At 58.9% G+C, this 25298-nt stretch carries 15 protein-coding genes; 1 reads left to right on the top strand and 14 read right to left on the bottom strand.

Annotated elements, in window-relative coordinates:
* Positions 1–593: 593 nt before the first annotated feature.
* The 9 genes from PMX70_RS00255 to PMX70_RS00215 form a co-directional block, all read right to left on the bottom strand.
* Positions 594–1367 carry a radical SAM protein gene (locus PMX70_RS00255; RefSeq protein WP_117773395.1) on the bottom strand — a complete coding sequence of 258 codons (774 nt, stop codon included), beginning with the start codon at positions 1365–1367 and terminating at the stop codon, positions 594–596.
* Positions 1368–1428: 61 nt separating this feature from the next.
* Positions 1429–2655 (bottom strand): three-Cys-motif partner protein TcmP, encoded by a 1227-nt coding sequence (tcmP, locus tag PMX70_RS00250; RefSeq protein WP_117773397.1) that lies wholly within the window; start codon positions 2653–2655, stop codon positions 1429–1431.
* A gap of 32 nt (positions 2656–2687) precedes the next feature.
* Positions 2688–5780: a type I restriction endonuclease subunit R gene (locus tag PMX70_RS00245; RefSeq protein WP_271742464.1), complete on the bottom strand. Its 3093-nt coding sequence runs from the start codon at positions 5778–5780 to the stop codon at positions 2688–2690.
* Position 5781: 1 nt separating this feature from the next.
* Positions 5782–6345, bottom strand: coding sequence for a hypothetical protein (locus PMX70_RS00240; protein WP_271742463.1), 564 nt, complete (start codon positions 6343–6345; stop codon positions 5782–5784).
* A gap of 3 nt (positions 6346–6348) precedes the next feature.
* Complete coding sequence (locus tag PMX70_RS00235) at positions 6349–7575, bottom strand: restriction endonuclease subunit S (protein WP_117773402.1); 1227 nt, start codon at positions 7573–7575, stop codon at positions 6349–6351.
* Positions 7576–7577: 2 nt separating this feature from the next.
* Positions 7578–9374, bottom strand: coding sequence for a type I restriction-modification system subunit M (locus PMX70_RS00230; protein WP_117773404.1), 1797 nt, complete (start codon positions 9372–9374; stop codon positions 7578–7580).
* Positions 9375–9376: 2 nt separating this feature from the next.
* Complete coding sequence (locus PMX70_RS00225) at positions 9377–9583, bottom strand: hypothetical protein (protein ID WP_117773406.1); 207 nt, start codon at positions 9581–9583, stop codon at positions 9377–9379.
* A gap of 305 nt (positions 9584–9888) precedes the next feature.
* Complete coding sequence (locus PMX70_RS00220) at positions 9889–12252, bottom strand: hypothetical protein (RefSeq protein WP_271742462.1); 2364 nt, start codon at positions 12250–12252, stop codon at positions 9889–9891.
* Positions 12253–12625: 373 nt separating this feature from the next.
* Positions 12626–13360, bottom strand: a complete 735-nt coding sequence (locus PMX70_RS00215) for a 3'-5' exonuclease (RefSeq protein ID WP_197032143.1) — start codon at positions 13358–13360, stop codon at positions 12626–12628.
* A 1136-nt stretch (positions 13361–14496) separates the two neighbouring features.
* Here PMX70_RS00215 and PMX70_RS00210 point away from each other — a divergent pair.
* Positions 14497–15495 carry a hypothetical protein gene (locus PMX70_RS00210; protein ID WP_271742461.1) on the top strand — a complete coding sequence of 333 codons (999 nt, stop codon included), beginning with the start codon at positions 14497–14499 and terminating at the stop codon, positions 15493–15495.
* 345 nt (positions 15496–15840) lie between these two features.
* Here PMX70_RS00210 and xdh read toward each other — a convergent pair whose 3' ends face one another.
* The 5 genes from xdh to PMX70_RS00185 form a co-directional block, all read right to left on the bottom strand.
* Positions 15841–18618, bottom strand: coding sequence for a selenium-dependent xanthine dehydrogenase (gene xdh, locus PMX70_RS00205; protein ID WP_271742460.1), 2778 nt, complete (start codon positions 18616–18618; stop codon positions 15841–15843).
* 12 nt (positions 18619–18630) lie between these two features.
* Positions 18631–19110 (bottom strand): 4Fe-4S binding protein, encoded by a 480-nt coding sequence (locus tag PMX70_RS00200; RefSeq protein ID WP_006235055.1) that lies wholly within the window; start codon positions 19108–19110, stop codon positions 18631–18633.
* Between the two features lie 11 nt (positions 19111–19121).
* A complete protein-coding gene (gene ygfK, locus PMX70_RS00195; RefSeq protein WP_271742459.1) occupies positions 19122–22121 on the bottom strand; it encodes a putative selenate reductase subunit YgfK in 3000 nt (999 codons plus the stop codon).
* Positions 22122–22269: 148 nt separating this feature from the next.
* Entirely contained in the window at positions 22270–23625 is a 1356-nt protein-coding gene (gene ssnA, locus PMX70_RS00190) for a putative aminohydrolase SsnA (RefSeq protein WP_271742458.1), read from the bottom strand.
* Positions 23626–23820: 195 nt separating this feature from the next.
* Complete coding sequence (locus PMX70_RS00185) at positions 23821–25215, bottom strand: uracil-xanthine permease family protein (protein WP_271742457.1); 1395 nt, start codon at positions 25213–25215, stop codon at positions 23821–23823.
* Positions 25216–25298 lie beyond the last annotated feature (83 nt).

Genomic DNA, 25298 nt, shown 5'->3' with positions numbered 1-25298 from the left:
GAGGCAAACATGAAGCGGTTGTATGCAGTTTTGGCAGTTGTGATTGCGTTGATAGCCCTCATTCTTCTCGCCAGCACCATTGGCATCATCAGCATCAGGCTTTAGCTCGCCATCAAATACCTCGCACCCATCCCTCGGCAGATTCAGCCTCAGCCTTCAAACTAGGCAACCACAACGGCATGCACAACGTCTGCGGGCTCACCGATCCCGATGAGCCCGCTTTCCGCAATCTGGTTGCCAAAAGCTCCACATTAATGATTGCCCGCATCGACATTGCAATCGATGTACGGTCAGGGAGTGTTGATAAAAAGTGACTAAACGCTTGACGTGTGAGGACGTAAAAGCCTGCATCCCAAATAAGGTGGGATCAAGCGTGTGCGTCGGCTTCTTGGCAAGCAGAGCAATGGGCGTACAAGATGTTATGCGAGAAATAGCGATGACAGAGGTGTGCAAATAAGGTCGTGGATAGCAGCTCTCAATGGTCCCAAATTGCAACTAGCTTAAGGACGCATTGAAAAACATAGCTGCACGAATGCAGTCAGGACCATAGTGAAACCCGATACCATGACTACCAAACCGCAGCAGGCTCAGCACTAGTTGACAGTCCCCTTTTTAATGTGACACTCGATGCCGTGATCAAAACAAAAATCACGAACTTCCCTTGCACTATCACGATAGAAGCGGGCGCAGTCGCCGTAGGAGCTTGTTAGCCTGTCATAGTGCGTCCTACCAAAAACAATTTTATCGACAAAAGAGATTTTGCGCAGCAGCGCATCCAAATCTTGCTCACAGATATTTGGAGTCGGATATGGCTCCATGCTAACCCAAGTCTTACAGCCAGCCTTATGGAGAGACTCGAGAGCGGCAAGCCTGACTGAGTATGCCGCTGCACCGGGTTCCATCCTTTTCCGATTGTCCTCATCAAGTGACACCAAGGTAATTCCATAGGTGTTCAACGCCGCATTAGGCAACGCCGCAAGTTCAACGGGAAGCTCTCCTTTCGTTAGAATGCTGCACGGCTTACCGTACTCGTTAATGAGCTCAATTGCACCCAAGCTCATACTGCCAACTTCTGGATATCCGAGCATAAAAGGATCGGTTGTAAAGCACAGTTGAACCTGTTTTATCTCATCACAATAACGCGGCAACTCTTTGCGCAGCAGATCCAAAGTGTTGTCGACAAGGCTCGGCCGCCGCCATTCCTCGTATGTTTTGACACGCCCAAAACGTTTTGCCATTAAATATGCATAGCATGGAAAATTGCATCCATGCGAACAGCCTTGCACATGATTCATCGCCCAATCGCCATATTCAACTTTTGTACGGTAGAGCATACTTTTTCGATATATGTGCCCAAGTTGTTCCATTGTTCTTTAATTCTCTTCTCGCTAAACTTCCTCACACCAAAGATACGACCGACCTAAGCACTCATCTTGCTCGATAAACCTCGTCTTTGAGCGCAAAGCTCTTTTTTGGCTTTCCTTTCAAAGTGAACTTGACCGCACGCTCAAGAACACCTTCCTCAATCATTGGGCCCACATAGGTCTTCAAAATAGTATTGCTTCTGTCAAAGACTCCGCACTCGGAAATCAACGTGGCAGCAATATCGCCCATTTTCATGTTTTGGTGAACGGGCATATGCTGGACAAAATCACTGGCCTTGGCCGCAATTACGGCAGTCTCAACATTGCGACCATCAACATCCACCGCAAACAATCCCAACTGCTTGCATTGCCGGTCGAGGTTGCGCTTAATCATGTTATCGTTCATCAGAACGCAACCGTCTGGGCTATTGGTCATATGGATCATTCTATATTTGACGAGCCCACCGACATTAACGCGTTTACTCATATCTTTGATAGGCATATTCGTTACATACTTATAGTAAGAACGCGCGTTGTTGCAAAAGAGTTCCGAGAGCGCATGTTCGGCCTGCCAAGCGTCGATCTTTCCAGCCTTATAACGAACGACCACTTCTTTCCAGTCACCACTTCCGATGCAGGCATTCAGACGTTCAACCCAAACGCTGGCTTTCGTGAGCTCATTAAAGTCGTCTTCCGGCAGTTCAACTTCATTTGGAAGTGACAGTGGCACTTTCATGGCAGCGCAGGCAACGCGGAATAAGCCAAAACTATTGAAGTTGACCAGGGCCTCCGTGTGAGCCATATTCGGCGAATTAGTTAGAAGATCGAGTCGTAGGTCTTTAACCCCGAATGGATCGATGTAATAGAAGACTGTTGAGGGCTTACCGCCCCCACAAACGCTAGTTTGTTGTGCCCGTCTTATAGCATCCTCGCAACTGGAAACGATAATTGGCGGCTTGATATAGCCGCTAGCTCCCTTTGCTTCGTTAAATGTCGATTCGAGATGCTTTCTAGATTCCGCGTTGGATTCACTAAGAATGAACTGGATGGGCGTCTTTGAACGATTTTTCTTTGCAATTGCAAAATACTTAGAAAGGGCAATCAAGGGAGATCCTTTACTGCCATCGGCAAATAAACCCGCACCAGCAAAAGCATCGATATAAAGAATGCCGTTCCGTGAAGGTCGATACACTTTAGTGAAAAAAGGCGTTAGATAGCATGCCAGAAGATCATCCTTAGTCTCAGACCACGGATGTTTTGCCTGAAAGTAATCTGACTGATTTTTTGCCATGCTAAGCCCACCTTGCTCTTAGTCCTCATCGTCTACTTGAACTTCTCCACCAGCAGCTGCCCGATGGCGCTCATCATGGCGCGATACTTCTCACTGTCCTCAAAGAGGCTGGTAAAGGAGTCCGTGTTCTCCACATAGGCGCGGCGAGCCTCCTCATCGAACACCTTGGGCAGCAGGCTTGATTCGAAGACTTGTCTGCCGTCGCGACGGATGGTGTCGGCGACCTGCGGGTTTTCGGCGATACGCTTCCACAGCGTGTCGATAACCACACGATCTCCCTCGGTGAAGTTGCCAGCCCACTGCTCGTTGAACTTATCCACGAGCACCTGCAGTGGGTCGCGCTTCTTGTCGGGCGTCACGGTCTTGGCCGCGCCACCGGGATCGAGCACGCCGCCGCCAGGCTCAAGCGAAATGCTGCCCTCGAACTCCTGCTTGAGCTTGTAGAAGCGCATCTCGACCTTGTCGTCCACAGCCTCGACGGGGATCTTCTCGACCTTGAGGAGGTGACGCAGATAGCTTAAATACACGTACTCCTTATGCAGGTCTCGGTCAAACATGCGCACGATCTGGGTGATGTAGGTGTACCACTTGCAGAAGCTACGCACCTTGCGACGAACCTGATAGCGTTCATCGTCGTCCAACTCGTTATAACGCGCGACCGCCGGCTTCAAGACGGCCGCGAGCTTACCCTGCACGTTGCTCTGCGATTTACCCTTGCCATCGGTGAAGATTATCTCGGCAGCGGCCTCGATGTCAGACTCGTCATAGAGCCCGTAGCCGCGAATATCGGTCTGCACCTGATAGAGGAGGTCGGTGTTAATCTGCTCGGAAAGCGACGTCTCGGTGTAGAAGCGTTCGAAAGCCTTCTGGATGTCCTCGGGCTTGTTCACGAAGTCGAGGATGTAGGTGTCCTCCTTGTCCGGGTGGATGCGGTTGACGCGGCAGAGCGTCTGGACGGCCTTCACGTCCTTGAGCTTCTTGTCCACCACCAGCGTGTGCAGCAGCGGCTCGTCGAAGCCCGTCTGGTACTTCTCGGCAACAACAAGCACGTCCCCATAGTTGTGGAACTCGGCCTTCGTTTGGCTCTCTGCGACGCGTTGCCCATCGTGGCCGACGTTGATGGCCGGCTCGGTGTACTCGGGACCGTCGGGACCGTCAGCCGGGTCGCTAATGGCACCCGAGAACGCCACCAGCACCTCGATATCATCGTAGCCCTTCTTCTGCATGTAGCGCTTGATCTCGTGGTAGTAGCGAACCGTCGCGAGGCGCGAGGCAGTGACCACCATCATCTTGCCCTTGCCGCGGATTTTGGTGTGTGTCACATTGCGGAACGTCTCCACGATGATCTCGGCTTTCTGGCCGAGGGCGTAGGGATGCAGCTCCTTATACTTGCGGAGCAGCTTGAGCGTGGAGCTGCTCGGTACGTCGGGGTTGTCGGGGACCGTGCGCGCGAGCTCGACGGCCTCCGAATAGCTCACGTAGTTGGCGAGGGGGTCCATAATGAAGCCCTCCTCTATCGCCTGGCGCATCGAGTAGACGTGGAACGGGTGGAAGGACCCGTCAGGCCACTCATCGCCGAACATCTCGAGCGTCTGCTCCTTCGGCGTGGCGGTAAAGGCAACGAAGGTCAGGTTCTTGTGACGGCCGTGGCTCGCGAGCTCGTCGGCGAGCTGGTCCTCCCAATCGGCTGCGGCCTCCTCGGCTTCCGCCTCGATCTCGGCGTACTCCTCGAGCGCGTCACGCTTGTCGGCAAGGGCGCTCTTGAGCTTGAGCGCGCTCGTTCCCGTCTGGGATGAGTGCGCCTCGTCGACGATGATGGCGAAGCGCTTGCCCTCGCTCTCGACCTGCTCGTAGATCACGGGGAACTTCTGCAGGGTCGAGACGATGAGACGAGCGCCGCCGTTGATGGCGTCCCGCAGGTCGGCCGAGGTCTTGTCCTTGCCGATGGTCACGACCGAGCCTATGGCGTGGTCGAAGCCCGAGATGGTCTCCTGCAGCTGGCTGTCGAGCACTCGGCGGTCGGTGACGACGACCACGGAGTCGAACAGCGGGGTGTCATCCACGAAGAGGGATGCCAGGCGATAGGCCGTCCAGGCGATGCTGTTCGACTTGCCCGACCCCGCCGAATGCTGCACAAGGTAGTTCTTGCCCGTCCCGTTCGCGCGCACGTCAGCGATGACCTTACGCACGGAGTCGAGCTGGTGGTAACGGGGGAAGATGATGCGCTCCTTCTTGCGCTTCACCTCGTTGCCGCGCGCATCGATCTCTGTCTCTTCCTTGACCTCCAGGTGGAGGAACTTGTTGACGATGTCGAGCAGGCTGTCCTTCTGTAGAGCGACCTCCCACAGGTGACTCGTGGCATAGCCGTCGGGGTTTGCGGGGTTGCCGGCGCCGCCGTCGTTTCCCGCCCCGGCGGAACCCTGGTTGAAGGGCAGGAAGAAGGTCTTCGCGCCCTCCAGCTTGGTAGTCATGTAGACGCTCTCGAGGTCGACGGCGAAAAACGCCACCATGCGCGTGTTGAACTTGAGACAGCGGCACCGCGGGTCTCGGTCCTCGCGCCACTGGCGCATGGCGTTCTCGACGTCCTGTCCGGTGAACTGGTCCTTGAGCTCTATGCCCACCAGGGGGATGCCGTTCACGTCCAGGACCATATCGATGGTCTGGTTACCTGTCTCGGCAAAGTGGAACTGGCGGATGCAGCGGCAGACGTTCTTGGAATAGCGGTCGGCGGCGCTTTCGTTAAGCCCGCTCTCCGGCTTGAAGAATACAACCTTGAACGGAATTCCTCGGTGCTTGAAGCCGTGTTTGAGCACCGCGACCATACCCAGGCGGTCGACGGCGTCGTTGAATACCTTGGCGAACTTCGCCGTGGAATCAGAGTTGCACATGCGCTCGAAGCGCTCCCAAGCCTTGGGCTGCGTCGTCTGAATAAAGTTGACCAGAGTCGCAGCATCGAGCGCGCGGTCGCGGTGCTCCATGTAGCCGCCGCCGACCATCTGATAGGTACCGTCCTCGACGTAGAGGAGCGAATGCTTATCGGCGCACTTGAGGAAGCCGCCAGCAGGCGAGCAGAGAAACGCTTCGATATCCTCTTCGAGGTTCTTTTCCTTGGTCTGCGCAGGCATGCTACAACCTCATCTCTCTCAACTCGCGACCAAAGAGAACGAGCCAGGGAAAGATGCTCTTGTTTAGCACCATGTACATCTTCGCGCGCTGTCTTTCTGTCGGTGCCGTTCTCTTGTTGAACATATCCACCATGAACTCGTAGTCATTCCAACCGTCGTAACCGTTGTATCTGTTAGGCGGAAAAGCACCCCTCTCATAAAGGAAGGCATAGAGTCGTCGGGAGAACAGTTCTCTGTTAATGCCGTCGAGCTGCGTGCCCGGCTTCCTCGCCTCAAGGGCTTCCAGCAGCTTGATCGCTGCCTTCCAGCCCTCAACCTCGTTCTTGAGCTCATCGTTTTCGAACTTCAGGATGCAGGTTGAGCCTATTGGCGAAAGCTCGTTCCCGTTGACGGAGTTCTTGATAGTGAACTCATACCTAATGCCCTCGTGTCCACAAAGGCAATCTCCGGAAGCATCCCCATTGTCATGGCATCCCACCACGTGCCATTCGGAGACGGCCGCATCCCACGTTTTCGACGACGACGCCTCAAGCACGATGCCCGGAAGACGATAGGAATCACCCATTGGCTACACCTCCCGCTTTCCGGTGACGGTCTCGTAGATGAGCGACTGCTTGTACGCCTTGAGATCGGCGATGATGGCTTGCTTGGTGACGATGGCGGCATCGACCTCGCCGCACTTCTCGTCCAGATAGTCCGCGATGCGGCGCTGCTCGTCGAGAGATGGAAGAGGAACTTTGCAGTTCGCAATCTGTAAATGGCTAATATGAGGAACGCTGATTCCCGTAGTGCCAGACGCCACATAGCGCTCGAGAATTCCGGAATCGAGCCCATATTTAAGATAACGAGGCTCCAAGTTATCCGGCACCCTAACGCGAACAACGCGCTGCACAAGATAACAAGGCAAGTCGGACTCAGTGATAAACGACGCCCTGAGCCCGTCCTTAATCCAAGGTCTATCCAGGCCGATAACCAAGTCCCCAGGTTCAAGAGCATAGGCTTCAAGACCGTCAAGGTCTTCCTCAGGATAATGGGCAGCATCCGCCCACCGAGTCTCTCCAACGCCGACATTGATGCCACGAAGGAGGCGCACGCCATTCCCTTGAACGAATTTCCCGCTTTCAAAGGCGTATCCAGGGAGCAAGTCACAGAGGTACTTGATGGGGATAGTAATGCATCCTGTGGGCATCTTTGTCGAAATGACCGATAGGCGATATGCCTTGTACTCCTCAACGGATCGCTCGGCGGCAAAGACGGCGCGGCCGATCTCGGCGCACTCCTCGTCCAGACAGTCCGCGATGCGGCGCTGCTCGTCGAGCGAAGGAATCGGAATCCGCGTGTTGAGAAAATCCTCAACATGAAGATCCCACTGGCCCACCCTGAGGCCAGTTGACAGTTTGTGCCACTCGTCAGCGTAAGAACGACAGCGCAGCAGATAGTGCGCATACTTCGGCAGCAACAGAGGGCTGGTGAACTTAAACACATGGTAAGCGGGACTGACTATGCCTTCGTAGGCAGACAAGGCCATAGAGCCTTGCCAACCTTTCATCTTGTTAACGACAAAGTCTCCAACCTCAACGAATTTGTACTTGCTCGTATCGAGCGACGTCACATTATGGTTATCGCTTCGACTGTCCTTTGGCACTATTCCGTAATCACGGTACAGTGACAGGACCGTCGCGTCAGGCCTGCCCGTTGTTCTCGATACTTTGAAATAGCCTTTCAGGCGACTTGTCGACCAGGATGACGGAATCATCCCAAGGTAATTGCATCCGCTGTCCTTCATCTCCCGCATCGCTAACGCACCTCTCCGAAGAGCGCTTCGAGGCTCTTCTCGAGCGTCTTCTCGTGCTCGAGGATGCGCTTGGCGATCTCATCGGCCGGTTCGAGCTCGGCGTACTTGTAGAACACGCGCGTGAACGGGATGGTGTAGCCTACCTTGGTCTTCTTCTTGTCCACCCAGGCGTACTTGTTATACGGGCGTACCTCGCGCTCGATATAGGCGTCAATGTCCTGAGTGAGCGGGATGTCCTCGGTGTCCTCCTTGGCCTTGTCCGCCTGCATTTTCCCGCGCTTGTTAAGGACGGGATCTCCATCCTCGTCGACGACGGGGCTCTCCACGGCAACGCGGTTGAAGCCGAACTCGACCGTCTCCATCAGGCGCGCCTCAACGGAGACCTCCAGTCCGTTGGACCCGGCGCCCGTCCAAGTGCCGTTGCGATACTCGGAGTACGCCTGGACGATAAGGTCGCGGCAGGACTTGGTGATGTCGTTCTTCTTGTCACCGATGCCCTTGCGGCGCTTCTCGAAGCACCGGGAGGCGTCGATGAGCAGCACGTGGTCGCGATGCTCCGGTGCCTTCGCCTTGCTGAAGAGCCAAACGTAGGTGGCGATGCCGGTGTTGTAGAACGAGTCGCAGGGCAGCTGTACGATGGCGTCGAGCCAGTCGTTCTCCAGCATGTAGCGTCGGATGCTGTCCTCACCGCTGCCGGGCTTGCCCTTGTAGAGCGGGCTGGCGTCCTGGATGATCGCCATCACGCCGTCGTCCTTGAGCTTCGACAGGCCGTTGAGCACGAAGAGCATCTGCCCGTCGCCCTTTGCCGGGAGCTTCTCGACCGGGAAGCGTCCGCCGCCGGCAGTCTTGAACTCCTTCTCCACCGCGGCTGCCTGCGGGTTCCACGGGTCACCGAAGGGCGGATTGGAAATGCAGTAGTCGAACTTGAAGCCATCGAACTTGTCGGCGGAGAGGGTATCTCCGAAGCGCATGTTGGCGTCGTCCTCGCCACGAATTAGCGCACTCGCCTTCGCGATGCCGAAAGTGAAGGGATTGAACTCCTGGCCGTAGCAGGTTACACGGGCCTCGGCGTCGAGCTGGCGCAGGCGCTCCTCGGTGCAGCCGAGCATCTGCGAGGTGCCCATGGTCTGGTCGTAGACCGTCTTGGTGATGCGGTCGCCGTCGAAGACGTGCGGGTCCGCCTGAATGAGCAGGTCGGTCATGAGGTACACGATGTCGCGGCTCGTGAAGTGGGCGCCGGCGTCCTCGTCGTAGGACTCGGAGAAGCGCTGAATGAGGTTCTCGAAGATGTAGCCCATGTCCACCGCCCTTATCTTGTCGGGAGACATGTCAGCCTGCGGCTTGCAGAAGTCGCAGACGACCTGGTAGAGCAGCGGGGCGTCTGGGTCGGAGAGGCGTTCGATCTGGTCGGCGAACTTCATGCGCGCCAGGATGTCCTGCACATTGTCCGAGAACCCGTTGATGTAGTCCTTGAAGTTGTCCTCGATGTTCTCCGGGTCGGCCTTGAGCGTCTCGAAGGTGAACTTAGAGGTGTTGTAGAAGGGGTAGCCGGAGGCATCGCGCAAAAAGCCGTCCTTCACGGAAAAGGCTTTGTATTTCTCAGCTGCGGCGAGAACGGCATCGTGCGTGGGCTCAAGGCAGTCGTGGAAGCGTTTGATAACGGTCATAGGAAGGATGACCAGGCCGTACTCATGAGGCTTGTAGGGGCCACGCAGGGTATCGGCGGCACTCCAAATGAGAGATGCCTTCTCTTGAATATTGGCGCCAACGGCCTTGATGAGATCGTCGCTATCCGCCACTGCTATTTCTCCTTCTTGGTCAGGTATTCAATGAGGCTCATCTTTACCAGCGAGGTAAAGCTGATGCCAGAAAGCGCAGCGGCGTCCTTCGCCGCATCACGCATGTTTTTAGGTATGCGAATGGTCACGGCAACGTTCTCGCCGTCCACAAGAAAGCTCTTGAGCTCGCTTGTCTTGGCCTCTCCGTCGACAAGCTCGGCGTATTTCATTGGCAACCTCCGCGATTGCATGATGCAATACAAATGTGCCTATGATTCTAGCAAAGGACTGAAAACTAATTACCGTCTAGCACAGATGGATAGACAAGTAATTAACGCCAATAAGAAGGAGGAATAACATTCTGAACCGTCGTCTCCCCCGCCTGAAAGAGCTCGACGAGAACTAGTCGGCAACTCAAAAAGAAACTGAGCAAGCCGCTGACGCACTTATCACATTCCACAAAGAGATGGGTAAGCATGACGCCAGCTTGAGCGAGGGCGCTGATGGCATAGAATTGCAGCCAGACCGCCCGAACCTATTCATCACTTGATGCCGGCAAGCTGTTGAGCGGTTCGCTCTCACCGACGGCACCAAGGCGCTTCTGCATCTTCTCGATCAGCTTAAGGGATGAAACCAAATACCCAAGCCCCTTCTTCAACTGCTTAAGCAACCTGCTATCCCTGCGGTCCCCCTTTCCATTCTCCTTCCCGATATCTTCCTCAACACCAGCGATGCTGCGCCGCACGGCCTCGGCCGCCTTCCGCACCAAAATGGCCCCCTCATGCGGGCAGCGGTCAGTTGCCACATCAAGAAAAGCAAGGAGCCTCGAACATTCGACGAGCACGAACTGCGCGTAGTTCTCCCCCATCGATGCCGCCAAGGCAACGCCGCCGGAACCCAATAGACCAAGCGCGGCGCCGCCGCCCGTAATCAAAGCAGTGCCACCGGCCATGCCCATGCCGCCAGCGGCCAAGGCACCGCCGCCAGCCACAGCAAGGCTCGCATTAACAAGCGCTGCTCCGTGGAGACCGACAAACGAGCCTCCAAAGATACCGACAGCAATATCCGGAGCCAATGCCGCGGCCACTCCTCCTGTGCCCAGGGCCGTCGCCACGGCAATAGCGCCACCCACCAAGGCCTTTGGCAATGTGCCTGAAAGCTCACGGATATGCGCCCCGCATTGCTTCTCTAGGGAACGTATGGCGTCCAGATCAACCGCGTCTTGTCTCCTGGGAAATTCATCTTTAACCCAAGACCCACTCTCCTTCAAACCTTTGTATTCCTTCTTCTCTTCATCTCCCAGCTGCGAATAGGGGCAAAACTCAACTAACTCCTGTGCAACCAGCAGGGCGCGCACCTTACCGCCTCGCTGCCGCGAAATAGCCTCAAGGGCTCCGTACGCATCTTCCTCGCTCAAAAAGTAGCTGTCTGCATCTATGCCTGGGCCATCCGCGACCGAATCCCGCCACGCGCGAGCCCAGCTCCTCTTTTGCCCTTTGCGCACTTCGTTCTTCTCGTTCCCGCAGTCGTAGTTGATGGCGGCAAGCTTCAGCGAAAAGGCAATCCTCGTCGTTTCTCTATCTAGGCTATAAAAGTGGAATCCATCGAAGATATCCTGGCGGCGTCTGGCGCGCTCAGCCCAAGCCTCGGACATTTCCTCCGCCATATAGCCCCAGTCGGCATGGAGGGCAAACGCAAGGCGTCCAACTCCAACGTAGTTTATTCGCAAGAAGAACTTCTGGGCGAAAACAACCTTGTTCCCCTCGCATTCGATACCCGCCCTGACCGCCGCCGTCGCTAGATTCGCCAAAACGAACGAAGTGCTCGAAACCGTGACCATGCGAGTGAGAACCCTGCTGTTATAGGGCATAAAATGCGAAGCCTTGAGCTTGTGCAAGCCGGAAACCTTGCTCACTTCGCAACGTTCCAGCTCGGCCTTGAGCCTTGAAAGCATGTAGAGACAACGAACGATAACCTCGTTGGCCACGACTGCTGGCACCTGGCTTAAAGCTTGATCGAGCAGGCCGACTTCCGTCCGAAGGTCGAAGCGAATGGGCTTGCCGTCCTCGGTTTTGAACGCCGTTCCGTTAAACAGCTTTGAGATCCATTGCTGAATGCGAATATCCTCGCCCTTATAGGCAATCTGCATGTCTTGAAAAACAGGCAGGGAGGAGAGCTCCTTTAGCAGGGACAGCACGACGCCGGGAATGCCCGTCCCCTTACCGGGGTTTGAACTAGACCCCGCCATGTCGCTCACGAGATGCATCGCCCAGAACAGAGTGCCAAACGCGATCTTCTCTGGAACGTTCCTGCCTACAAGAGGGCAGTCGGGATCGAAGGCGGCGGCAGGCAGGTCAAAGGCGACAAACCGGCCGGCCGTATCGGTACCATAGCCTTTGCACGTGAATTGCGAGAGAATCGAACACGCAAGGCCAACCAAGCTCGGGTGGTGCGAGAAATCCCGCAGATGGTGTTGGAGCCCGCCGCCAAACTCGGCAGTCAGCTTGTCCGCGGCAAGAGAAAACTCTTTCTCTAGAAAGCGAATAGCGTCTTCTAGAGTTGCATCCGCCTTTGTCATACCCGCAGACTTGGCAATCGTAAGAACGAATTTGCCAACCTTCTCGTCGCCCCACTCTTTGGCACCCTCTAGGTTGAAGTCTTTCTGCCAAAGGATATTCAACGCACCCGTGAGGAGCCCGCTAACGGCTGCAAGTTCATAGTCGAGCTTCGTAGCCTTTTCAGCCCGAGGGTCAAAATCAAAGAGGACCTCCTCCCCATCGGGAGCGTCCTTAAAACCAACCAGCACGGCGCTACCGTTCAGCGGCACAGATGTAACTTTGGGCAGTTGAGGCATGGCGTAAACTATCTCGCCGCCACTAAAAACAAGTTCGTCTGCCATACCGGTTTCCTCCTGCAAACGCGTAAAATCAGGTTGCTCTACGCCGCCAAATCCCTCTCGTAGAAGTACTCGATAATCTCGATGATACAGTTGTTCATAACCTCGTCGGGATAGCTCGCCTCTGGCAGCCCGTATGCCTCATTGTGCACGATAACGCGCGCAGCGTCACGGGTCTATGCCTGTCCATCCAGCGAATCATGTTTGCAAGCCGTTCTTCAACAATGGATGCCATCTCGATGTCCATACTCTTGACCTGCTTGGTCTCGGCGGATGTCAGCGTGTCCTTGAATAGCATCTCAAGCACAGCCCTCTGATGCTGATTCCGGAATCCCTCGCGCAACCATTCATTCTGCTTGTCGCCAAATAAGCACCCCTACCTCCCCTCCGCTTTCAGCTTCAGTAGCAGATCGCCCAGCTCGGGGCACTTGCTGGAAAGGCGCGTCTGGGCTCGCTCGCCTATCCCCCACCGCTGGCGGATCTCCTGGGCGTGTGGACTCACGTGATAGTCCCCCTCCATCATCCGCTTGAGCAGCTTGGCGGTTACGCGCGCATCGGCCAGGGCGCTGTGGGCGTGGCCCGTCGACTCGTCGAACTCGATGCCAAACCACGTTGCCGCGTCGCCCAACGAGACGCGCCCGTGGCTTCCCACGTCCATGATCGAGGTGTAAAACGCCTGCAGGTCGGCCCAGTCCGTAGGAAATGCAAAAAGATCGATGTGCTTTGCCTGGCGCTCGGTCAAAAGCTGTCGACGATCCGTCCCACTCCAACAAACCACCTGGGCGGAGTAGCGACCGATCCAATCGCTGAGCCTTTTGATCACCACGTAGAGCGGATCGGCCATCGCGGTGTCCACAGCCGATATCCCCGTAAGCTCGCGGACGGGAAACGCAACGCCTTCGGTAAATTCCGTCTGCACAAACTGCGAGAACTCGCCCATAACGTTGCCGTGGTAATCGAGCTTGACGGCGCCGACCTCGATAATCTCGTTGCGCAGTCCACGGCGCTGGCGCTGCTTTGGCACCGGCGCAAACTCAAAGTCCAGCACAATCTGGCGCGCAAAGTTCGTCGTATCGATAGCCAAGATACCCGGCGTCTTTTCAGCTGACACGGTTAGGGCCTTTCTCCGTTGCCTGCCGCTTGCTACATAGGCGGCTACATTGCCGTAAGGATAGGCGCTCGCGCGGACATGAAAGCGGGACGCAATGCCATGCGCCAGGCACTCGCCACACAGACGGCACCAAGGGAGTCGCCCGCTCTATTCAAATGCATGAAAAAGATTTAGGCCCGGTGACTTGAATCAGCGGTCATCCCGGGCCCATCAGAGCTCGTAGAGCTCTTGGTTGCTTTGGTCTTGCTCTTCACGGCGCTTATCGAACTTTCCGAGGCACTCAAGCAGCATTCGAAGCCTAACAAGTCGCTGCCATTAAGGCACTGACCTCTTGACCAAGCAACGGCGCTGCCCAGCTCTTCACTACTTGGGCTGCCGTCGACTTTATTCTACCCGCCCAATTAAACTGAGACAAGCATCGGTAAATGGACTATACCGATATCGCAGGCCCCGAATTCTGAGGCGCGCTTTTCACTCGAAGACTCAGCCGGAAACGGCATCCCGTTCTGAGCGTCGAATCCGGGACGCAGTTTCCGTTTGGGGACCGTTCCGGAAAATGTATCCCGTTCTGGAGCCAAATACTGGGTCGTAGTTTCCGCCAAGCATGCCATCAGGAAAGCGCGTCCCGTTCTGAGCCTAAATTCTGGGATGCGGTTTCCACTGAAACTTCTACCGGAAAACGAATCCCATTCTGAGCGTCGAATCCGGGACGCATTTTCCGTCTGCAGTCCCGCTGGGGAAAGTTCATCCCACTCTGAGAGCTCGTTCCGGGATGCAATTTCCATTTGAGGGCCGATTCGGAAACGGCCTCCCACTCTGGATCCGAATTCTGGGACGCAGTTTCCGGTTGAAATCCGATCAACCGCTCACATCACACGTCCTCAAACGCGCAATCCAGAGCTGCAAAATAGCAGATAAACAACCATTTTTTTAAAAAGTACACGACCTGAAACTTACCCAGTCTTCATAACTCGCTACCGTTCACGGTCGCCGATTACCGCCCACCGATTCGGATGTAAAAATGTCGCCGAAAACAGGCCATCTACCTGCATGGTTAGATTTTGGTCAGCTTTTGGTCAGTTGAGCGGCAAGTTCCGGCTGATACGTTTTTGCTACCCAAAAGGAGGCGGTAGCTCATGACCCATTGCAATGACCAACTCATCGACCAACTGCTCACTCAGGCCGAGCAGGAGGGACGATGCCTTATTCCCCCGAGCACGGCGATCCGAAAAGCGCTCCTTCGACGCATGGGCGTCACGGTCGCCTCGCCCATGCCGGGGTTGTTTGCGCGAAAAACGCGCTGGGACGAACTCAACCGAGCGCAACGCCATTGCGAGATTATCCGCGCCCTTGCAATCATCCACCCCGATTGGACGTTCTGCTCGTTTTCGGCAGCATGCCTCCTGGGACTCGAAGTCTCGTGGCGGCACCTGAACGTCGCACACGTCTGCAGCTCGACAAAACCATCGGCTCGCCCGGGCGCGCATATTCAGCGGCATCAGATCGAGCCGGCCGGAGCAATCCGTCTATCCAGCACATCGGTAACGCCGCCCATCAAAACGGTAACGGATTGCCTGCTGCAGACCGGTTTTGCCGATGGCATGCCCATTGCCGATTCGGCGATCTCAAAGCTTGGCCTAACGCGAGAGCAGCTGATGGGAGCAGTCGAAAAACGAGCGGGCGCTCGCAACGGTCGCGCGGTGCGCACGGCCCTCACCACGCTCCAATATGCTGACGCGCGCGCCGAGAGCGGCGGGGAATCGGTCGCCCGCGCTGTCATGATCGAGACCGGCTTTGCACCCGACCAACTTCAATACGAGCTAACGGATCCCTTCGATTCGACCGAAAGCATGCGAACGGATTTTGCCTGGGAGCGTCAAGCCAGGGAGCTCACGCTGGGCGAACTCGATGGGCTCATCAAATATACCGACCAGACCATGCTGGCCGGACGCACCACCGCCGAGGCGCTCGTTGCCGAACGACAGCGCGAGGCGCATCTATCGCTTTACGGTCATCCCTTGCTGCGCTTTACCATGAACGAAGTCCGTTCGGCAGGCATGTTCGCGAAAAAGCTGCAGACGGCAGGCATCCGGCAGACCGCGCTGCCGACATGGCTCAACGAGGTAGACCTGTAGGCGCTGCTGAGCTTATGCCCGTCTGCCTGCCAAACCGGGACACACTTTCCGGTTGGCAGCACCCGCGGAAACCATGTCCCAGATTGAATGCTCAAAATGGGATGCGCTTTCCCGACGAAGCTCCTTGCGGAAAGCGTGTCCCAGAATGAAGACTCAGAATGGGATGCAATTTCCGCTTGAAGGCCGATCCGGAAACTGCATCCCATTCTGAGCGCCAATTCCGGGACGCAGTTTCCGCTCCAAGCAAAAGGCCCCGGCTCACGATGGAGCTGGGGCCAAAGGCGCAGCTTATACAGTTGATGGCAAGCGCAGACGGCAGTCAGCAATGGTCGTCCGCGCTCTACTCTACCCGCGGTGACGAGCGCGGCTGTACGGCGTATCCACCATGGGCAGATCCGGACGCAGCTTGCCGTCAAACGCGCGGTAGGCGTTCTGTACGGCGGGCGCCGTGGGGATCGTTGCGATCTCGCCGATGCCCTTGCCGCCGTATGCCACGGGCAGCAGCTCGTCCTTCTCCACGTAGATGGCGTGGATATCCGGAATCTCGGGGGCACGGAACAACCCGAGCGTACCGTACCTTGCCTGGGGTACGCAGTCCTTGAGCGGCCAGTCCTCAGTAAGCGCATAGCCCATACCCATGAGCACGCCGCCTTCGATCTGACCCTGGATGGAGATGGGGTTGACCACCTTGCCGGAATCGTGCGCGGCATAGACCTCGCTCACGCGACCGTCATCATCCAAAATGACCACATGCGTGGCAAAGCCGTAGCAGATGTGACTCTTGGGGTTGGGAACATCCGCACCCAGTTTGTCGGTCGGCTCCAGGTACACGTAGCCAAACTCGCATCCCTCGAGTGCCTTGATGGCGGCCGCGGGATCCTGAGGATGCATACCCTGGCCGGCGACGAGTTCCTGCGTGCGCAGCTGATAGGCGCGGCCGTCGTCGTACTCGATCTTGACGCCGTCGCCATGGGCGCTCACCGGGGCGGTAGGCGCAGGCTTGCCGGCCTCGATGCCAACCATGGCATCGCGCAGCAAGAAGGCGGCGCCGCGCACGGCCTCGCCGGTCACAACCGTCTGACGCGAGCCAGACGTGGTGCCGGAGTCGGGAGCGTTCTCGGTAGAGCACTCGCCGTTGGCGATGCAGCTCAGCGGCAGACCGCAGGCCTCGGCAACGTCCTGCAAAAAGACCGTGTTGCAGCCCTGGCCGATGTCGGACGTGGCGGCATAGACCACGGCCACGCCGTCCTCGACGCGAATCTTGCAGCGGCCGGCATCGGGCAGACCCACGCCCACGCCGGCGTTCTTCATGGCGCAAGCGATGCCGGCGTGTCCGGGATGCGCGTAATAGGCATCCTTGACCTCGAGCAGCGTCTCCTTAAGCGCCGTGGAGCAATCGGCGATCTGGCCGTTGGGCAAAACCTCGCCCGGCTCGATGGCGTTGCGGTAGCGAATCTCCCACGGATCCAAACCGACCTTCTCGGCCAGCAGGTCGATGAGGCTCTCGAGCGCAAACTCGGACTGGCAAACGCCAAAGCCGCGGTACGCGCCGGCAGGCGGGTTGTTAGTGTAGTAGCCGAAGCCGCGGATGTCGGTGTTCTGGTACTTGTAGGGGCCGACGGCATGCGTGCAGGCGCGCTCGAGCACCGGGCCGCACAGCGACGCGTAGGCGCCGGTGTCAAAGTTGATCTCGCAGTCCAGGCCGGTAAAGATGCCCTCGGCGTCGCAGCCCAGCGTAAAGGTGCCGTCCATCGCATGACGCTTGGGATGGAAAGCGAGCGACTCGGCACGCGTGAGCTTGCACTTCACAGGACGCTGGAACTTATATGCGGCGAGCGCGGCCAGGTGCTGGACCGAAACGTCCTCCTTGCCGCCAAAGCCGCCGCCCACGAGCATGGTCTCAACGACCACGCGCTCGGGCTCGTTATCCCAGCCAAACATATGGGCGCACTCTTTGCGCGTATCGTAGGCGCCCTGGTCGGTCGACTGCACCTTGACGCCGTTCTTGTACGGGAAGGCGACGGCGCACTCGGGCTCCAAGAAGGCATGCTCGGTAAAAGGCGTGGTAAAGCGCTGTGTCACGGTGAACGCGCTCTCCGCCAGCGCCTTGGCGGCGTCGCCGCGCGTCACGTGACGGCTCTGGCACACGTTGTCCTTGAGCTCCACCGTGTTGCCAAAGGCAAAGAAACTGTCGTGCAGGCGCGGGGCGTCGGCAGCCCTGGCCTCGACAATGTTGCGCACGGGCTCCAGCGGCTCGTAATCAATCTTTACGAGCTTCTTGGCCTTCTCGAGCGTCGCCTCGTCCTCGGCAACCACCAGCACGATGGCATCGCCCACGCAGCGGGTGATATCGCCCGCCGCGATCATGACGTCCCAATCCTGGATAAGGTGGCCGACCTGGTTGACCGGCACGTCCTCAGCGCGCAGGATGCCCACCACACCGGGCAGGGCCTCGGCCTTGGAGGTATCGATGGAGAGCACACGGGCGCGCGGATACTTGGAGCGCACGGCGCTGGCATAGGTCAGACCCGGCTGATCGAGCTCGTCGATGTCGTCGGGGTACTTGCCCTCGCCGAGCACCTTCTTGCGCACGTCGATACGGAAGGCGCGCTTGCCCACACCGTAGTCGTCGCCGCGCTCCAGGCCCTCGTCGATCCGCTTTTCGCCGCGGAGCACCGCAGCGGCCAGCGAAATGCCCTCGATAATCTTCTTGTAGCCGGTGCAGCGGCAGACGTTGCCGCGGATGGCGTACTTGATCTGCTCCTCGGTGGGCTCGGGGTCCTCGGCGATGAGCGCCGCACCCGCCATGACCATGCCGGGGATGCAAAAACCGCACTGCACGGCAGCCACGGCGCCAAAGGCGTACACAAAGGCCTCGCGCACGTCCTGGGGCAGGCCCTCGACGGTCACGATGTTGCGGCCGGCGGCAAGAGCGGTGGTCAGAACGCACGCCTTCACGGCCGCACCGTCCACATGGATGGTGCAGGTGCCGCAGGCGCCCTCGGAGCAGCCGTCCTTGGCGGAGTGGATATGCAGGTCGTCGCGCAAGTAGCGGAGCAGCGGCTTGTTCTGAGTCGTCGTGCGCTCGACGCCGTTAACGGTAAAAGTGAATTCCTGTGCCATGGTGATTCCCTTCTACACGCCGGCGGCGATGCCGGTGCGGTCGTGGATGGCGCCATGCGGGCAGACGACGGCGCACATACCGCACGACAGGCAGTCCACGCCGTCGATATGGGCACAGTTGTCCTCGATGCGAATAGCGCCGGCAGGGCACTTTTTAGCGCACATGCCGCAACCGATGCAGCTCGTGTCGCAAATCTTGCGCGCAATGGCGCCCTTATCGGTGTTGTTGCAGCGCACCAGAATGTTCTGGTAGCCGGGAACGAAGGCGATCACGCGCTGCGGGCACGCCATGCCGCACAGGCCACAGCCCGTGCACTTTGAGCGATCCACGCGGGCGATGCCATCGACCAGCGCAATGGCGCCGTGGGGGCAGGCCGTGACGCAGGCGCCACAGCCAATGCAGCCTTCGCTGCAGCGGGCGTCGCCGCCTGCGGAGGCGCAACCGCTTCCGCAGGCAACGTAGGCCACGTTATGTTGAATGGATTTGGCCATAAGAGACTCGCCTATTTCTTAAGAAGGTACGAATAGTTGTCGCGCACAGCCCTGATGGTCAGGCGGACGGCCTCGGGAAGACCGGTGTTAACGGCATCGACCGAGACGGTGCGGACCGTGCCGGCGACGCGAACCTTAAAGTGATCCTCGTCCACGGCCAGGAAGCCCTCGTTCTCGGAGTTCTCCATGTCCTGCTCGCTCCAGAACAGGGTGAGCTTGTCCTTGTAGGGACGACCCTCCTGATAGGGGCAGAACACGGCGCAGTTGCCGCACTCGTTGCACATGCCATCGACGTGAACGACCTGATGCTTGGCCAGGCCCGGCACCTTAATGGCAACGTTGGCGCGGTTGGGGCACACGTCGCAGCAGACCTCGCACACCGAGCCGCAGCCCAGGCAGCGGGTCTTGGTGCAGTTGCGCTTGTCGCGGCACAGCGACCCCTTGCGCTCGTAGCAGGTGTCCTCGCGACCGGCCTGCTCGTTGCAGTCGGCGTACTTGTTAAAGTCCACGCCGGCGATGGCGCGGGCGACTTCGGCGGCGTCGGCAATAGCCTCGACCACGGTGGCCGGACCGCGACGGCAATCGCCTGCAGCCCAGACGCCCTCGACGCCGGTGGAGGTGGCGGCAAGGCGGCCGCGACGGTCGTGCTCGACGCCCGCGGCATCGTACAGGCTGGCATCGATGCCCTCGCCCACGGCGCAGATCACCGTGGTGGCGGGAAGCTCGACGGTCTTGCCCGTGGCGACGGGGCTGCGACGGCCGCTTGCATCCGGCTCGCCAAGCTCCATAACGTCGCAGGTCAGCACGGCGCCGTTGAGTGCCTTGGGCGCCAGCAGCTCGCAGAACTCAACGCCGTCGGCAAGAGCAAGATCAAGCTCTTCCTCGTCGGCGGGCATCTGCTTCTTGGTGCGGCGATACACCAGGCGCACGTTCTTCACGCCAGCAAGGCGCTTGGCCACGCGGGCCGCGTCCATGGCGGTGTTGCCAGCGCCAATGACCACGACGTCCTCGCCCAGCTCGAGCTTCTCGCCCTTCTTGGCGGCCTCGAGGAACTCCAGCACGTCGAGCTCGGCGCCCTCGCCCAGGCCCGCAGAGCCGGGCATCCAGGCACCGGTGGCCACGACCACGTCGGTAAAGCCCTGGGCCTTGAGCTCGTCAATGGAATCCACGCGAGCGTTGAGCTGCACCTTGGCGCCAAAGGCCAAGCAGAGCTCGGCATCGTGGGAGATATCGTCGCTCGCGATACGGAACTCGGGGATCACGTGACGGACCACGCCGCCGAGCGAATCGCGGGCCTCAAAGATGGTGACGGGCACGCCGGCACGCGTCAGGAAGAACGCCGTCGCCAGGCCGGCCGGGCCGCCGCCGATAACGGCAACATTGCGCTCGCCGTCGTTTGCGATGGCCTGGGCGCGCAGCTTGGGCAGCACGGCGGTCATGGCCTCGCGGGCGGCCTTGAGCTTGCTGGCGCGGATCTGGGCGCCCTCGGGCTCGTAGAACGCACGCTCACAGGCACGACCGCAGGGATGCGGGCAGATGGTGCCGGTGATGAACGGCAGGGCGTTGCGCTCGATGATGATGTTGAGTGCGTCCTCGTAGCGGCCCTCGTCAACAGCCGCCAGGTAGGCGGGAATATCCTGCTGGATGGGGCAGCTCGTGCGGCACGGCGTGGTAAAGCAGTCGGAAAGCGGGCTCTTGCCGGCGACCTTGCGGTCGGGCAGCGGACGCAGCGGCTTCTTGTAGAGCGGGTTGGTGAGCGAGTCGGTCTGGATCGCGGTCACGGCGTCGAGAGAGACGCCCGCGAACGGCTTGCCATCGAGGTCGGCAAACTCGCCGGCCATCTGGCTAAAGCGCTCGTAGCCACCGGGCTTGAGCACGTCGGTCGCCAGGGTGACGGGCCAAATGCCGGCGTCATACAGGGCGCGGATGTTGTAGACCGTGGCACCGCCGGAGTAGCTGATACGCAGCTTGCCATCGAACTGCTCGGTAATGCGACGGGCAGCCTCGATGGTCAGCGAGAACAGTGAACGGCCCGACATGTACATCTCGGTGGAGGGCAACTCGTCCCTCGTCACGTCGACGGGGAACGTGTTGGTCAGCTTGACGCCAAACTCCAGGCCGTGCTCGGCGCATAGGGCAATCAGGCGCTCGAACATGGGCACGGCGTCGGCCCACTGCAGGTCCTCGCGGAAGTGCGTATCGTCGAAGACGATGTAGTCAAAGCCCAGCTCATTGAGGCGCTGACGTGCAAACTCATAGCCCAGCAGCGTGGGGTTGCACTTGATGTAGGTGTTGAGGCCCTTCTCGGTGATCAGATAGGTCGCGATGCGCTCGATCTCCGCCGGCGGGCAACCATGCAGCGTGGACTCGGTGATGGAGTTGGAGACGCGCGCCGGGATGGACTCGACAAACGCGGCGTCGACATGCTCAAACTTGTCCAAGTTAGCGAGCGCCCACGTGCGGCACTCGTTCCAGACGTCAGAGCCGCTGGCGTCCTTCATGCCCTCGATGTAGGCGTCGACCTTAGGGCTCTTGATGCCCTCCAGGTCATAGCCCACGGACATGTTAAAGACAAAACCGTTCGGGCTGCCCAGGCCGTACTCGCGAGCGATCAGGTGGCAGGCGAACCATGCCTTCACGTACTCGGCAAAGGCCTGCGGAACCTCGAGCTCGGTCGACCACTCGCAGTTGTAGCACTCGTCCTGCGCCACAATGCAGGGCTTGTTCACACACTTGGAGAGCTCCTCGCCGTCCATAACCTGAACGGTCTTGAGCTCAAAGAAGCGGGAGCCGGCCACGTAGGATGCCACGATGTTCTGGGCCAGCTGCGTGTTGGGGCCGGCGGCCGGGCCAAACGGAGTCTCGATGCGCTCGTCAAAAATGGGAAGCGCGCCCTCCTGGTTGGTCGTGACCATCTTACGCACGCCAAAGATGGCGTCCTGGGTCTTATGCTCCTCGATGATCCAGTTCATCAGCTGCGAAAACGGGATCGGCCTCATGATGTCGCTCATAATGAACTCCTCTCTGTAACGCCCGGCGAGACCGCGCGGCGGGCGCAAATACGGTGTAGCGCTAGCACAGCGCCGGCGACCCCGCGGAGGCCGCCTATACGCGCGTCGGATGCGGCGAAACACCCGACGCGCGTGAATCTACTTGTAATTAGTAGGAGCGATCGTTGAGCGTGCTCCAGAGCTTCTTGGACTCAGCCATGGTCCACGCGTTGATCTTGTCCTCATCAATACCGACAAACTCGCGATCCTTGTACAGGACGCGACCGTTGATGATGGTGGTGCGGCAGTTTTTGCCCATCATGCCAAAGAGCATGTGGCCGTCGATGTTCTCCTCGCTCAGCGGCGTAAAGGGCTTGTAGTCCATGACGATGACGTCGGCGGCAGCGCCGGCCTCGAGCACACCGAGCTTGCGATCGAAGTACTTGCTTGCCATCTTGGCGTTGTTCTCGAACAGCATGGTCATGGCCTCGCACCAGCCCACGTTGGGCATGGCGGCGTTGTGACGCTGAATGATCAGGAAGACCTTAAGGCTCTCGAGCATATCGTGGGTGTAGGCGTCGGTGCCCATGCACACGGGGATGCCGCGGCGGAAGAACTCGAGCACGGGGGCGCAGCCCACGGCGTTACCCATATTGGATTCGGGGTTGTTGACGAGCCAGGTGCCGGACTCCTTGACGATATCCATCTCGGCAGGCGTCACGTGGATGCAGTGGCCCAGCATGGTGTCGGGACCCAGCAGGTTGTGCTGCAGCAGGCGCTCGACGGGACTGATGCCTCCGCGGTTGAGGCGGGAATCCCACACGTCGTTCATGCCCTCGCACACGTGGATGTGGAAGCCGGTCAGGCCGTTGTTGGCCTCGGCCATCTTATCCATGGTCTCGTCCGAAAGCGTAAAGGTGGCATGTCCGCCAAACATGGCGGCGATCATGTGGTTGTCGTTATCGCGACGCTCCTTGGCGGCCCACTGGGCAAACTCGGCGTTCTCGGCAATGGCCTGGTCGCATTTTTCCTGGCCGCGGCGATCGGAGACCTCGTAGCACAGGCACGAACGCATGCCCAGCTCCTGAGCTGCATCCTTAATGGTAAAGAGGCTTCCCGGGATCTCGCAGAAGCTCGCATGGTGGTCGAAGATCGTGGTGACGCCATCGCGGATGGAGTCCAGAATCGTGGCGTAGGCGCTTGCCTTGGTGCCGTCGAGCGTCAGGTTGTCGTCGATCTTCCACCACTGCTGCTCAAGATTCTCCAGGAAGTTGGTGGGGTTGCAGCCCTTAATGGCAAGGCCGCGGGCCAGACCCGAGTAGATGTGGGTGTGGCAGTTGATGAGTCCGGGCATGATGAGGTTGCCCTGGGCGTCGACGTACTCGGCATCCGGGTACTTGGCCTTGAGCTCGCACTCGGGACCTACTTCGACGATCGTATCTCCGTCAATGGCGACCGCACCGTTTGGAATGAACGGGGTCTGAGTGTTGCGGGTAAAGACGGAACCGTTAGCGACCAGAAGCATGAATGCTCCCTTCAACATCAGGGGCGGGGTTTGACACCTCTGACATGGCGGAGTGCGAAGCGCCGGCCTACACCGGAAACGGGCCCTCTCCCGTCAACGCTTCACCAAAGGGACAAACCCTTTGAAGTGCGGCTTGGCGCCGCATGGCGTCGGCGGACGAGGCGATGCGTCCGCCGACGAATAGCACCGAATTGGTTACTTCTTGCTCTCGGGCAAGACCAGATCCACGGCAGCGTCCTTGGCAGCATCGATGTGCTGAGCCACGACCGGCGTCTGCGGAAGGATCAGGTTAAGGACAATGGCCATGATGGCGGTGGGGGTTACGGCATTGGAGCCGATGACGGTGGACACCCAGGCGGGCATACCCTCGCCGGCAAGGCAACCGCTGGCCATCCAGATACCCAGGCCAAAGACGACGGAGGTGCCGACGATGGTGGTAGTGCGCTGCGTGAGGCCCTCGCGGGTGAACATGCGCACGCCGTTCATGGTGATAGTGCCAAAGACACCGACGGTCGCGCCGCCGATGACGGGCTGCGGGATAGCGGAAAGGACGGCAGAGAGCTGCGGGAACAGGCCGGCGATGGCAAAGACGGCCGCGATGATCACAAAGACCCACTTGTTGACGACCTTGTTGGAGCAGATGATGCCCACGTTCTGGCCAAGGGCGCTGGTGGGAAGACCGCCCAGCAGGCCGCCGACCATAGAGGTGAGGCCCTGGGACACGATAGCGCCGGAGAGCTCGCGCTCGGTGGGCATACGGTCGATGGAGCCCAGGCAGGCGGCGGAGACGTCACCGATAACCTGGATGGCAACCATGGGGAACACGACGGCGAGGGTAATGCAGACCTCGGGATCAAACTCGAGCGCGTAGGGCATGAGCTTGGGAAGGGCGAAGACCTGAGCGGTGGCGACGCTGGAGAAGTCGATCATGCCAAAGGGGATGGAGACGATCATACCGACGATCATGCCAAAGAACACGGATCCCAGCTTGAGCGTGCCCTTGCCAAAGTTGGCGAGCGCAAAGACCACGGCGAAGGTGATAAGAGCGACGCACCATGCCTGCGGGGTGCCCCACAGCGGCGTGCCCATACCGCCGGCCATATACTTGACGGCCGTGGGATACAGCGAAACGCCGATGGAGAAGATGACCGTACCGGTCACGACGGGCGGGAACAGCCACTTAATCTTGCTGTAGGCCAGACCAAAGAGGGCCGCGACGGCACCGCCGACAATCTCGCCGCCCAGCAGCGCACCAAAGCTAAAGCCCGAGGCGCCCATGGCCTGAAGGGCCGGCAGGAACGCGAACGAGACGCCCATGACGATGGGCAGGCCGCCGCCGATGCGACGGAAGGGGGCGAAGGCCTGAAGGGCCGTGTCGATCGCCGAAAGGATGAGCGCGACCTGAATGATGTCGGTGCTCTGCTGGCTATTAAAGCCGTAGACGCCGGCCATGATGACCGCCGGGGTAATGATGCCGGCAAACGATGCCAGCACGTGCTGAAGGGCACACGGGATCATTTCCTTAACGGGCGGCATGCCTTCACGAGTGAACAGGGCTTCAGTGCCGTTCGTAACCGTCTCCTGGGCCATTTGACCACCAATCCTAGAAGTAGTTGTTTTCGCATCTAGCGTCCTATTGTGACGCAGTGCGGGGCTGAGGTTGTGCCTTCGTT

Source organism: Collinsella aerofaciens (assembly GCF_028206795.1).
GTDB lineage: Bacteria > Actinomycetota > Coriobacteriia > Coriobacteriales > Coriobacteriaceae > Collinsella > Collinsella aerofaciens_AX.
Note: the sequence above shows the minus strand (reverse complement) of the source record. Positions and strands in the feature narration are given on the sequence as shown.

Coding starts and splice junctions, on each gene's coding strand:
- PMX70_RS00255 (WP_117773395.1), bottom strand. CDS start 1,367: ATGGAACAACTTGGGCACATATATCGAAAAAGTATGCTCTACCGTACA.
- tcmP (WP_117773397.1), bottom strand. CDS start 2,655: ATGGCAAAAAATCAGTCAGATTACTTTCAGGCAAAACATCCGTGGTCT.
- PMX70_RS00245 (WP_271742464.1), bottom strand. CDS start 5,780: ATGCCTGCGCAGACCAAGGAAAAGAACCTCGAAGAGGATATCGAAGCG.
- PMX70_RS00240 (WP_271742463.1), bottom strand. CDS start 6,345: ATGGGTGATTCCTATCGTCTTCCGGGCATCGTGCTTGAGGCGTCGTCG.
- PMX70_RS00235 (WP_117773402.1), bottom strand. CDS start 7,575: ATGCGGGAGATGAAGGACAGCGGATGCAATTACCTTGGGATGATTCCG.
- PMX70_RS00225 (WP_117773406.1), bottom strand. CDS start 9,583: ATGAAATACGCCGAGCTTGTCGACGGAGAGGCCAAGACAAGCGAGCTC.
- PMX70_RS00220 (WP_271742462.1), bottom strand. CDS start 12,252: ATGGCAGACGAACTTGTTTTTAGTGGCGGCGAGATAGTTTACGCCATG.
- PMX70_RS00210 (WP_271742461.1), top strand. CDS start 14,497: ATGACCCATTGCAATGACCAACTCATCGACCAACTGCTCACTCAGGCC.
- xdh (WP_271742460.1), bottom strand. CDS start 18,618: ATGGCACAGGAATTCACTTTTACCGTTAACGGCGTCGAGCGCACGACG.
- PMX70_RS00200 (WP_006235055.1), bottom strand. CDS start 19,110: ATGGCCAAATCCATTCAACATAACGTGGCCTACGTTGCCTGCGGAAGC.
- ygfK (WP_271742459.1), bottom strand. CDS start 22,121: ATGAGCGACATCATGAGGCCGATCCCGTTTTCGCAGCTGATGAACTGG.
- ssnA (WP_271742458.1), bottom strand. CDS start 23,625: ATGCTTCTGGTCGCTAACGGTTCCGTCTTTACCCGCAACACTCAGACC.
- PMX70_RS00185 (WP_271742457.1), bottom strand. CDS start 25,215: ATGGCCCAGGAGACGGTTACGAACGGCACTGAAGCCCTGTTCACTCGT.